Raw genomic sequence first — 12,260 nt, 5'->3', positions numbered from 1 at the left:
CAAGCCTCATAAATTGCAGCTGCTTTGGTTGCTATTTACTCAGCTCGCTGATTTTTTCAGCGAGCAGACTTCTTTGTAATAAATCGCCACGATTTTCATTTTTTTGTGATACAATCCCGCCTCTTTTTTTTCTCACTCAAGAACAAGCATGAAGTTTCCTGGTCAGCGTAAATCTAAACACTACTTCCCAACTCACGCTCGAGATCCATTAGTAAACCAAATCCGACAGGCACCTAAGCTATATCGCCCAACTATTGTTGGTGTCGGTCAAACCATTGTAGATATCGAAGCACGTGTAGATGACGCGTTTTTAGAGAAATACAACCTGAGTAAAGGACATTCGCTCGTTCTTGAAGAAAGCAAAGCAGATGCACTTTACGAAGAACTGGTTGAGCAAGGCCTGATCACACACCAATACCCAGGTGACACGATTGGCAATACTCTTCACAACTACTCAGTTTTAGCCGATAGCAAATCCGTTTTGCTCGGTGTGATGTCTAAGAACATTCAAGTCGGTTCTTTTGCTTATCGCTACCTTTGCCGTACGTCTTCACGCATGAACCTTAACCATTTACAAACGGTAGATGGCCCTATTGGTCGCTGCTACACCCTAATTTCTCAAGACGGTGAGCGTACATTTGCTATCAACGAAGGTCATATGAATCAACTACTTCCGGAAAGCATTCCTGAAGAGATCTTTGAGAAAGCATCAGCCCTGGTTGTTTCTTCTTACCTAATGCGTGGTAAAGAAGAAGATCCAATGCCTAAAGCGGTACAAAGAGCGATCGACTTTGCTAAGAAGCACGATGTCCCTGTTGTACTTACGTTAGGGACAAAGTACGTTATCGAAGGTAACGCACAGTGGTGGCAAGAATACATTCGCGAAAACATTTCTGTTGTCGCTATGAATGAAGAAGAAGGTGCGGCGCTAACAGGTGAAACAGAGCCGCTAGCTGCTGCTGATAAAGCACTTGAATGGGTTGATCTCGTACTGTGTACGGCAGGACCAAATGGTCTGTACATGGCTGGTTACACCGACGAGAAAGTAAAACGAGAAACCACACACGACATCCTTGAAAGCTCCCTCGAAGCCTTTAACCAGTACGAGTTTAGTCGTGCGATGCGTAAAGAAGACTGTCAAAACCCAATGAAGGTCTACTCTCACATCGGCCCTTACCTTGGTGGACCATTAGAGATTAAGAACACTAACGGTGCGGGTGATGCAGCCCTTTCAGCCTTACTGCATGACATGGCAGCAAACTCTTTCCACCAAAAAGAAGTGCCTAACTCAGAAAAGCACGAAGTACGATGCTTAACCTACTCCTCGCTTTCTCAGATCTGTAAATACGCAAACCGAGTAAGCTATGAAGTGTTGACGCAGCACTCTCCTCGCCTATCGCGAGCGCTTCCTGAACGAGAAGATAGCTTAGAAGAGACTTATTGGGATCGTTAAAACGACAGCTTTAAAGCTGAAAATATATCAAGGTCACCATTTGGTGGCCTTTTTGTTTTTATCTAGCACTGTAACGAGTAGATTTTGTTAGTATGTCGCACAATACGAAGCAGTAAACTCTTTACAAGCCTAACCGAAACAGTACCATCACCAAGCAGACCTTTGCCTCACAATAATACTCGTTATAACTCAGGTAGTTTTTCAACGCTACCTGTGTGCCACTTTGGGGATTCTCCATGCAGTCAGATATCGAAATTTGCCGAAACACACCACTTTCTTCTATTGATGTTATCGCGGAAAAAGTAGGACTATCGCCCGAAGAGTATGACACTCACGGGAAGCACAAAGCCAAAGTCCACCCAAAATGTTTGGAACGACTCAAAGCAAATGATGACGGTAAACTTGTACTCGTCACTGCGATCACGCCGACTCCTCTTGGCGAAGGAAAAACCGTTACGACGATAGGCCTGGCGCAAGGTTTAGCAAAGCTTAATCAATCTGTTATTGCATGTATAAGGCAACCTTCGATGGGACCCGTCTTCGGTATTAAAGGTGGCGCTGCGGGCGGCGGTTATTCTCAAGTAGCTCCAATGGAAGAGTTAAACTTACACCTTACTGGTGACATTCACGCAGTGACAGCGGCGCACAACCTTGCTTCAGCCGCTCTTGACGCTCGCTTGTTCCATGAACAACGCGAGGGTTATGATGCCTTTGAATCACGCACCGGGTTAAGAGCACTTAAAATCGACACGGCCAGTATTACTTGGAAACGAGTGATGGACCATAATGATCGTGCACTACGTAAAGTCAAAATTGGCCTCAATGATGCAGGAAAAACCATCAATGGTTTCGAGCGTGACGAAGGGTTCGATATTTCAGCCGCTTCTGAGTTAATGGCTATCATTGCACTAGCCAAAGATTTAAAAGATTTACGTCAACGTATTGGGAAAATTGTCGTAGCGTACGATTTGAACGGAAACCCCGTCACTACGGAAGATCTACAAGTTGCAGGAGCAATGGCAGTAACACTAAAAGAGGCGATTGCACCAACACTGATGCAAACTCTAGAAGGTGTTCCTACGTTGATCCATGCAGGTCCATTTGCAAACATCGCCCATGGAAATTCATCCATTATCGCGGACGATATTGCGCTAAAACTGTCAGGTTACACGGTAACTGAAGCCGGTTTTGGTTCGGATATGGGATTTGAGAAAGCGTGTAACATTAAAGCTGCTGCCGCCAACAAAGCCCCGGACTGTGTAGTGATCGTAGCAACATTACGCGGCCTCAAAGCGAATTCCGGACACTACGATTTACGACCAGGTATGGCTATTTCAGATTCCATTTTTAATCCGGACCAAGCAGCATTGGAGGCTGGGTTTGAAAATTTAAAATGGCACATAAATAACGTTCATAAATACGGTTTACCTGCTGTCGTTGCCATTAACCAGTTTCCACAAGATTGTGTGAAAGAGCTTAAAGCTCTTGAAGATCTGATTCACCAATTTAATCCCGAAGTTAAAGTAGCCATCAGCACCGCTTTTTCGCAAGGCGGACAAGGCGCAACGGAACTAGCTCAACATGTTATTGATGCGTGTACCACGCCTGTAGAGTTTTGTCCGTTATACAACAAAGAGCAATCATTACTCGAAAAGCTCATGGCAGTATGTGAAGCGGGCTATGGAGCAACCAATATAGAAATGACTCCTATCGCGACTGAACAGCTCAAACATTTTGAGCAATTAGGCTTTAACAACTTAGCGGTTTGCATCGCGAAGACACCACTATCGATAACCACAGACTCCGCAGTCAAAGGCGCACCAACTGGTTTTACCGTCCCAATCCGCGAGCTGCGCTTGTGTGCGGGTGCAGGATTCGTTTATGCATTATCTGGTACCGTGATGACGATGCCAGGCTTACCTGATAAACCCGCATTTATGAACTTAGATCTTGATGATGAAGGAAATATCGTCGGTCTCTCTTAGTGCAGTGATAACGTATCGCTATCAGTGAAGTGAGCATATTCATTGAGTGAGTGGTCTACTTACCTATCCACTCACTCTCAACAACTGTGAAAAGAGTTGTCTCAGGCCTTCTACTCTTGAATCGTTGATACAAAGCTCTCCTGCCTTACATCAACGCGCCTGTTTTAGACCTTTAGAGTTAAGACGCTAACCCTAAGCCTTGTTTAGCCATAGTTATTAAGCTAGAAAACCCTATTTATCTTCTTGTTTTGTCGCCACTTTACATTGTAAATCCATACTTGTTGACTTCTCCTTTCTACAATTTTGCGCCAATTTGATGCACGGGTTATTTAGCACTTCACTAATATGGTGCAGTTGTCTTACAGTGAAATTTTAACCTCCTTGATTTTTAAGGAGATATTCTATGGCTCGATTCTTGTAGTAGACTTTTCACTAATAAGCACATTAGCACATGCTTTTCAAAACCTCTGCGTTGCATACCACCTCCTTCAGGTTAGCACCGTTTTGATGCATGTCAGAAAAGGGAAAGGGAATACTATGGAAGACGCACTCGCCGTAATTTTAGCAGGAGGGATGGGGTCTAGACTCAGCCCACTCACCGATGACAGAACCAAGCCAGCCGTACCTTTTGGCGGAAAATATAGAATTATAGATTTCACACTAACCAATTGTTTACATTCGGGTTTACGCAAGATCCTTGTTTTAACCCAATATAAATCTCATTCACTTCAAAAACACTTACGAGACGGCTGGTCGATATTCAATCCAGAGCTAGGCGAGTACATTACTGCTGTTCCACCACAAATGCGCAAAGGTGGTGCATGGTATGAAGGAACCGCCGATGCGATTTATCACAACATGTGGTTGCTATCGCGAAATGATGCAAAGTATGTGGTTGTGTTATCCGGCGATCATATCTATCGAATGGACTACGCCGCAATGCTTGAAGAGCATAAAGAGAAAGGTGCTAAGCTCACCGTTGCCTGTATGGATGTTCCCGTAGAGGATGCTTCAGCATTCGGTGTAATGGGCACTACAGAAAACGGGCTCGTTACTTCGTTTATAGAGAAACCTGAAACCCCACCTACTCTTCCTGGAAGCGCGACCAGAAGCCTTGTTTCTATGGGAATATATATCTTTGATATGGATGTTTTGAAAGAAGCGCTTGAAGAAGACTCAAAACTCGATTCATCAAGCCATGACTTCGGAAAAGACATCATACCTAAGCTAATTGATACCGAATCCGTTTACGCTTATCAATTCTGTGGCAGTAAAGGGCGCGTCGATAAAGATTGCTATTGGCGCGACGTGGGTACCATTGATTCCTTCTATGAAGCGAATATGGATCTACTAGAACCTGTGCCGCCAATGAACCTTTATCAGTCTAATTGGGCGATTCGTACTTACGAGCCGCAGTTTCCACCAGCTCGTACTGTATCGTCGGCCACGGGTAATGAAGGCATTTTTATTAACTCCATCATTGCTACCGGTGTCATCAATTCCGGAGGCTCGGTACAGCACTCCATTATTTCCTCTAATGTACGGATTCAAGATAGTGCAACGGTAGTCGATTCCATCATTTTTGATGACGTAGAAGTCGGTGAAGGAAGTCAGTTGGTCAACTGCATAGTTGATAAACATGTTCGTATTCCGCCACATACTCAAATTGGCATCAACAAACTTGAAGATGCGAAGCGATTTAAAATCTCAGACAAAGGTATTGTCGTCATACCCGAAAGTTACCAATTTGATTAAACGACAAACTATCACAACAAAAAAGCGCACGATAATCATCGTGCGCTTTTGTTTAAGTGCCCGTAAACATTAGGCTATAACAAATAATCCATAATAATTAGATGTTACATACCGTTGACCAGCTACCATCTGTACCCGGTTCAGCCGCTGTCCACCAGTTCGCTTGGTAAACCACACCGTTGTGGATGATCTTATCACCTTGGTTAGCGTGGCTTGGATTACCTGCCCAATCCGTTTGTGGCAGAGCTGGGTATGTCACTAAACCTGTCGTATCACACGTACCTGGTTCAGTGGTACCACCACCCGTGCCCGCATTGAGATCACCAATTGGTAGATCTGGCTGTTCAAACTTAAACGCAAACTCTTTACCACCAGAAATCACTGAGTAGTTAGCCGGACCAGAGATTGGTAGGTAGTAAACCATATCAAGCTCGTAAGTGCCGCCCGCTGGCAAGTCTTTCCATGCTGGTAGAGAGAACGACACACGGTGCATTACGCCATCTAAGCCACCAATGTTGTTTGCACGAGTATGTCCAGAAGCAATGACTTTCAAACCACCACCTGATTGGTCTTTCGCGTTGTCCGGCGCAGATACTGGGATATCGAATTGGAATTCAGTACCGCCAGGGATCGCTTGACCAGTGTTGTTCGTAAACGTGATTTTCGGGTTAATTGGGTAGTTTTGATCGCCAACTTTGAAGCCGCCAACACTAACAGTAATGTCTACTGCTTCAGTTGGTGTTGGACCAGTCGCTACTTTATTACCGTAAGGCGTCGCAGACTTAAACTTGTCGTAGATAGCTTTGGTCATAGTGTTACCCATGTGGTATTCACCATTACCTGCCGCACAAGCTTGTTCAGTGGCATCTACTGCCGTACGATTACCATTTGCATCCAGTACGTAACAGTTGTAATCACCGGCTAGTTCCCAGAACATGATACCGCCGATCTCTTTATCGATAACGTAATCGGCTTTCACCTCGATAGAAGCTTTATCTTCCGTAGATAGGAATACGCTCTTCTCTGCGTTCCACAACCAAGGTGCCACAGCAACGCTATCGTAATGACGGGTATAAGTACCAACAAACTTATCTGAAGGATCGTTGACAGGGTCGAGACCGTAAGCAGCTGCGTAAGAGCCCCAAATACCGTTTTCTAGGTTCTTAGCATGCCACATTGGGTTAGAACCAGCGCCCATTTCGTTTCCTTTAGGGTCGGTATCATGCCACATGTTGTCGATACCAATAGCGCCGTGACCACAGTTGTTCTTCTCACCTTCACCTGTGCCCGGTTGGCACTCTGCTTGGTTTGGTAGTGCCGCTCGGCCCCAAAGGCCATTTTCGCCACCAGTAACACCTTGCCAACCACGGGTGTAGTAAGGAACACCAATGTTGATACGACCTGCTGGCATAGAACCACGGAAGTAATGGTAAGCCCAGTCTGTGTTCAAGTAACCGATACCACCGTATGCAGCAGTGCCGTATACGTTCCACTGCGCTAGCTCCGAGTCTTTACCTGTATCGAATAAAGCCGCGTTGTGACCAACGTGATCATTCCAAGCCCCATGCAAGTCGTAAGACATGATGTTTACGTAGTCTAGGTACTTAGTTACATCGAAGGTTTCCATCCCACGTAGCAAGTAACCTGAAGATGGTGCTGCGATAGTCAGCATATAATGAATACCATCTTGCGCGGATGCCGCATCAAGTTTCTCACGCAATACTTTCATCAGCTCTTGGTAAGACGCCCATAAATACTGACGACGTGGTTCCATGAAGTCTTTGTCGTAAGGGTTACCAGCACCAGCCATTGACGTCGGGTATTCATAGTCGATATCCAGGCCATCGAACTTGTACTGACGCATCATTTCAACGGCAGAAGTTGCGAACTTCTCAATACCAGCATGATTAATAGAACCGTCCGCATTCGTCGTCATGGTGTAGAAGCCACCATCAGCTACACGATCGCCGTTCGTATCGAAGTGACCGCCCGTTTCAGCCCAACCACCAATCGAGATTAGCGTTTTAACATCATGTTTTTGCTTGTAAGTTGCTAGTGCACCAAAATGACCTTTAAAACCAAGAGCAGGATCTACCTCAACGCCTGGCCAAGTTTTACCTGTAGCAGGGTTGTTTGGATCATTAACGTCGCCAACGTTTACTTTGCCGTCAGAACCAATGCTCACAAACGCGTAGTTAATGTGAGTAAGTTGTTCCCAAGGAATGTCTTTAACAAGGTAAGTCGATTGTGGGTCGTCACCTGCTCGCCAACTGGTGAAGTAGCCGATTACACGACGTGGGTGATCAGCCCCCATTTTCTCACGACCTTCTTCATCATAAATAGAACAGTAAGGAACATCTACACCCGTTGTTTGATAAAGACCATCAGGACGACAATTAGATGTCACTGCGCCGCCGTTTACTGTTAACGTCGCAATTGCAGAATCTGCTGTTGCTCCAGCATCATCGGTTGCTCTCGCATAAACACTTAATGAGCCAGCTTGTGAAGGGGTTACATCCAGCGTGTATGGCGCTGTTGTAGCAGTGCCAGCAAGCACACCTGCAACATAAAAATCAACTTTAGCAACGGTACCATCCGCATCCGTAGCATTTGCAGTCAGTGTTACGGAACCACCCAGGTCAATAGAGCTCGCAGAAAGCGCGACATCCACTGTCGGCGCTTCGTTACCAGGTTGCGCTGATGCCACAGTTAACGTCACAACACTTGCCGTACTAACGGCACCTGCATCGTCATAGGCCTTGGTAGAGAACTCGTGCTGTCCTTCAGTTGCTGTCCACGATGCAGCATACGGCGCAGACGTTGCCTGACCAACTAATACACCATCAACAAAGAACTCTACTTTGCTAACAGTCCCATCAGTATCTGCCGCATCTGCAGCTAGGTTAACAACATCACCCGCAGTCACAGAAGCCGACGCAGAAGGCGATGTCAGAGTAACCGTCGGGACTTCATTCTGAGGTGGTTCAACCGGTCCAGTGCCATCACAAGCGCCAAGTGTTTCCCACTCGCCCCACTCACCAGATTGCGCTGGATTGTTGTTTTGCGTCCAGTAACGCGCTTTATAAGCATTACCTTCATGCTGAACTTGGTCGCCACCGTTATAAACTTTTGATGATTGCCAAGTTTCTAGAGGGGCACAGTCAACTGCTGCGTAGCTATTGAAGGCCATAAGACAAGAAGCGGTGAGTGTGCTTAGTGTGAACACGTTTTTCACTGCGTTGCCGTTTTTAAGGTGCATAATCGCTCTTCCTTAAGTTATTGTTAAAACAATACTAAATGCGCTAAACGAAGCGCATCTATACTTTTATTTCGACGTAAAATAACTTAAGTACAAGTTGGTGATTTCACACTATCTATTTACGAGTTTTCCACACCGCCTCGCAACAATCCACTAAATGATTGCAACAACGTACCTATTATTTGGCACCAGTAACTAATTTTATAACTCAAATAAATATGTCACTCGCAAATTAATAAAAAAGGTAAAAAAAGTCGCCATTTTGAAATAAAGATCACTAAGCCTTTGTTGACCTTGGCGTTTCATTAAAATGCCGCTTGTACTCGCGACTAAACTGTGATGGGCTCGTGTACCCGACCATTCTCGCTGCATCATTAACACGTCTCCCCTCTAACTGGATCAATTCGCGCGCTTTGTTAAGTCGAACTTTCTTAATATATTGCAACGGAGATTCAAGCGTGACATTGCGAAATGCTTGATGGAAAGCAGACACACTCATGTTGGCTTCTTCAGCCAATGCTTGTACGTTCAACTGTTCATGATACGCTTGATGTACACGATTTAGTGCTTTAGCTACCCTCGCGTAAGAACCTTCTTGATGTGCTAGGTCAAATAAAACATACCCCTCTTTGCTCACCAAAGTACGATACACAATTTCCTCAAGAAGCAACTCGCCAAGCATGATGACATCAAGCTCGTTACACATTGCTTTCATTAACCGTTTGCACGCATCCAACATACCTTCATTCATACGTACCGACTTAAGGCCGCAACGGGTAGCATCCAGACACTTATTACTGAATTTTTCAGCCTCTAATTTTTTAACGAGTTTATGAAGAAGCGTTGGCGAAATATCTATCGAAATGCCAAGTAAAGGCTCATTGTTTGTCGCAAACGCTTCGCACTCTAGTGGCATGGGAACCCCGACAACAAGGTAATCATCGGGCCCATATTGCACTGGTGTATCACCAATATGAATGTTCTTATGCCCTTGACCCAATACGATGATGCCGGACTGATAGACAAACGGCTGGCGATGATTCCCTTTGCTACTGCGATAAAACCATACGCCATCTATCGCTGTTTTCTTCATACCTTCTAGGTCATGCAGCCCCTGCTTTTCAACATATTGCTGCATGATATTTGCGAGAGTGTGCATTAGAGCGCTCCATCAATGACCAACGAGTTTGGTCTCTATTATCGTTTCGAGCACTATACTTCCTCTCGACTTTAACTTTCTAGCTCAAGAGCATTAATTTTGTAGAAATAGGCAAATTATTTGCAGAAATCGACCTGTTAACCATCATTAATCAGGACTAATATGCATGTATTCAATCTCCTTCACTGGAAGCAAGAGGGCTAATAATGAACTTTTCTTATGTAAACCCAACCAAGATTTTCTTTGGTCAAAAACAAATCGCAGCAATCAAAGAAGCTATCCCATCCGACCAAAAAGTTTTAGTGGTATACGGTGGTGGCTCCATCAAAAAAAATGGCGTGTACGACCAAGTAGCAGAAGCTCTTGGGGGACATGAATGGCTAGAGTTTTCAGGTGTTGAACCAAACCCAACCAAAGAAACACTCGATAAAGCAGTCGCAATGGTAAAAGAGCATGGTGTTGATTTTATTCTAGCGGTAGGTGGTGGTTCAGTCATCGATGGTTCCAAATACGTAGCAGCGGCATCAATGTATGATGGTGATGGTTGGGATATCATGATTGGTAAGCACCAAGTCACTGAAGCGACGCCTCTAGCTGCAATTTTGACATTGCCAGCAACAGGCTCAGAGTCAAACATGGGCGCAGTTATCACTAAAAAAGAAACTCAAGACAAACTTCCGTTCATGTCTCCAGCAGTGCAGCCAAAATTTGCCATGTTAGACCCAGATGTAATGAAAACACTGCCAGAACGCCAGCTTATCAACGGCATTGTTGACGCATGGGTGCACGTATGTGAGCAATACTTGACGCTTCCTACCGGTGCAATGGTTCAAGATGGTTACGCAGAAACACTGCTGAAAACTTTAAAAACACTCGGAGAACAGTTTGCGGAACGAGACGACGATATGTGGCGCGCAAACTTAATGTGGTCTGCTAACCAAGCATTGAATGGGTTAATTGGTAGTGGCGTTCCACAAGACTGGGCGACACATATGATCGGCCATGAATTAACCGCTCTATGGGGCGTTGATCATGCGCGTTCTCTTGCAATTGTCCAACCATCGTTACTTCGTAACCAAATGCAGTTTAAGCGCCCTAAGTTAGAACAAATGGGTCGCAACGTATTTGCTCTTGAAGCAGGTGAGGATTTAGCAGAGCGCACAATCGAAGCTATCGAAGCGTTTTATCATCAACTTGATGTCGCAACTAAGCTCGAAAACTATGGTGAGAGCCGTGAACAAGCTATCGATGCCATCATTGATCAACTAAACAAACACGGCATGACTGTTTTAGGTGAAAACCAGGCGATCACACTTGAACGTAGCCGAGAAATCTTAGAGTTAGCTGTCTCATAACTGCAACAATTCTTCACTGCCCTTCCTAGGGTTTAACGGTATTGTGACTTAACAGTCACAATACCGTTTTTTTATGCTATTTTGTAAGCCACATCACGTTCAAAACGAGGAGGCTTCTAAAAACAACGATTCCCTCCAGACAAAAAATCGGCCGTGTTGGTTAGTAAAGAGACAACTGTCCAGCTTTACACAAATAAAAATAATTGAGATCAAAGAACGAGTTAACTCGTTAATTAAGTTTTGATTTGTTGTAGTGATGTACTACATAATTTTGTCTGTTCGAGAAAACACTTTATGTGGCTAGTTGTTGTCGTATTAGCATTCATACATATCATCAGTATCCGTAAAGGCTCTAAATGGCTCTTTTACGTTTCTAAACCATTACCAGTGCTCTGTATGCTTGGTATTTTAATTCAGTCCCCGGCTTACCCAATGCCATATGCGCATTGGATTTTGATTGGCTTATCGCTCTCGTTGCTTGGTGACGTGTTATTAATGCTCCCTAGAGACAAGTTCATTACAGGATTAGTGCTCTTTTGCTCTGCCCATCTCTCCTATAGTTATGGTTTTGCCATCATGTCAGCGTGGCATTTTACACCTTGGCTCCCAATTGCCTTGTTCGGACTCGGTATATGCGTCTACTGGTTGTTCCGACCGGATCTCGGTAAAGAAAAACGGCCAGTTGCTAGTTATATATTGGTACTGATGACTATGTGCTGGGCTTCGATCGAGTATTATTTGAGTGGGAAAACACAATCCTCCTCTTTTGCAGTGCTCGGAAGCTTTATCTTTATTATCTCTGGCATCGTATTGGCTTTCGAACGCTTTGGAGGACGGTCAATATTTTCACGACAAGTTGCCATGGTGACCTACTATTCTGCACAGACACTAATGGTTATGTCTGTTGTTGCGATTGTTGTTCGTTATCCGTATCTCGTTGAACTGAGTTAGTCATACTCTAGACTCTAGACTCTAGACTGCACCAACATTAAAGAAACATGGATGTATCTTGTAAGCGATCTGAATAGAGTCTTAAAATCATCGCCTAAACATTAGCTTATTCTTAATGAAATTACGCGCACAACTTGCTATTGTAAAAGGATATTTTTCCGTTATAGCGTGCCCCTTTGAAAGAGAATACTCCCGTCGTTGAGTTTAGCGACGTAAATAAGTGGTATGGCGATTACCACGCTCTAAAAGACATCAACTTCTCCGTGCATTCTGGCGAGATCGTCGTGGTGTGTGGCCCTTCAGGTTCCGGAAAATCAACGCTCATTCGTTGCATCAACCATCT

At 44.6% G+C, this 12,260-nt stretch carries 8 protein-coding genes; 6 read left to right on the top strand and 2 right to left on the bottom strand.

The genetic code is table 11. The annotated features are described in order from the left end of the window. The first annotated feature begins 148 nt into the window (after nt 1-148). The 3 genes from R7F67_RS22260 to glgC all read left to right on the top strand — a co-directional run bounded on the left by R7F67_RS22260 (nt 149) and on the right by glgC (nt 5,193). Nucleotides 149-1,453: an inosine/guanosine kinase gene (locus R7F67_RS22260; RefSeq protein ID WP_005376376.1), complete on the top strand. Its 1,305-nt coding sequence runs from the start codon at nt 149-151 to the stop codon at nt 1,451-1,453. A gap of 236 nt (nt 1,454-1,689) precedes the next feature. Continuing rightward, nucleotides 1,690-3,438, top strand: a complete 1,749-nt coding sequence (locus R7F67_RS22255) for a formate--tetrahydrofolate ligase (protein WP_318057383.1) — start codon at nt 1,690-1,692, stop codon at nt 3,436-3,438. A 537-nt stretch (nt 3,439-3,975) separates the two neighbouring features. Continuing rightward, nucleotides 3,976-5,193 carry a glucose-1-phosphate adenylyltransferase gene (glgC, locus tag R7F67_RS22250; protein ID WP_025767797.1) on the top strand — a complete coding sequence of 406 codons (1,218 nt, stop codon included), beginning with the start codon at nt 3,976-3,978 and terminating at the stop codon, nt 5,191-5,193. Between the two features lie 97 nt (nt 5,194-5,290). Here glgC and R7F67_RS22245 read toward each other — a convergent pair whose 3' ends face one another. Continuing rightward, nucleotides 5,291-8,452, bottom strand: coding sequence for a chitinase C-terminal domain-containing protein (locus tag R7F67_RS22245; protein WP_318057382.1), 3,162 nt, complete (start codon nt 8,450-8,452; stop codon nt 5,291-5,293). A 277-nt stretch (nt 8,453-8,729) separates the two neighbouring features. Then, nucleotides 8,730-9,611, bottom strand: a complete 882-nt coding sequence (locus tag R7F67_RS22240; RefSeq protein ID WP_005376392.1) for an AraC family transcriptional regulator — start codon at nt 9,609-9,611, stop codon at nt 8,730-8,732. Between the two features lie 206 nt (nt 9,612-9,817). On the opposite strand from R7F67_RS22240, the gene R7F67_RS22235 reads away from it, so the two are divergent. The 3 genes from R7F67_RS22235 to R7F67_RS22225 form a co-directional block, all read left to right on the top strand. After that, on the top strand, nt 9,818-10,966 hold the full coding sequence (locus R7F67_RS22235) for an iron-containing alcohol dehydrogenase (RefSeq protein ID WP_318057381.1): 1,149 nt from the start codon (nt 9,818-9,820) through the stop codon (nt 10,964-10,966). Between the two features lie 294 nt (nt 10,967-11,260). Then, entirely contained in the window at nt 11,261-11,917 is a 657-nt protein-coding gene (locus tag R7F67_RS22230) for a lysoplasmalogenase (protein WP_318057380.1), read from the top strand. A gap of 176 nt (nt 11,918-12,093) precedes the next feature. Continuing rightward, nucleotides 12,094-12,260 (top strand): ATP-binding cassette domain-containing protein (locus R7F67_RS22225; RefSeq protein WP_318057385.1); only part of this gene is annotated, 167 nt, incomplete at its 3' end.

It is taken from the genome of Vibrio sp. YT-17 (genome assembly GCF_033337375.1).
GTDB classification, from domain to species: Bacteria; Pseudomonadota; Gammaproteobacteria; order Enterobacterales; family Vibrionaceae; genus Vibrio; species Vibrio alginolyticus.
The sequence above is the reverse complement of the archived record's forward strand: the minus strand, read 5'-3'. Positions and strand labels throughout refer to the sequence as shown.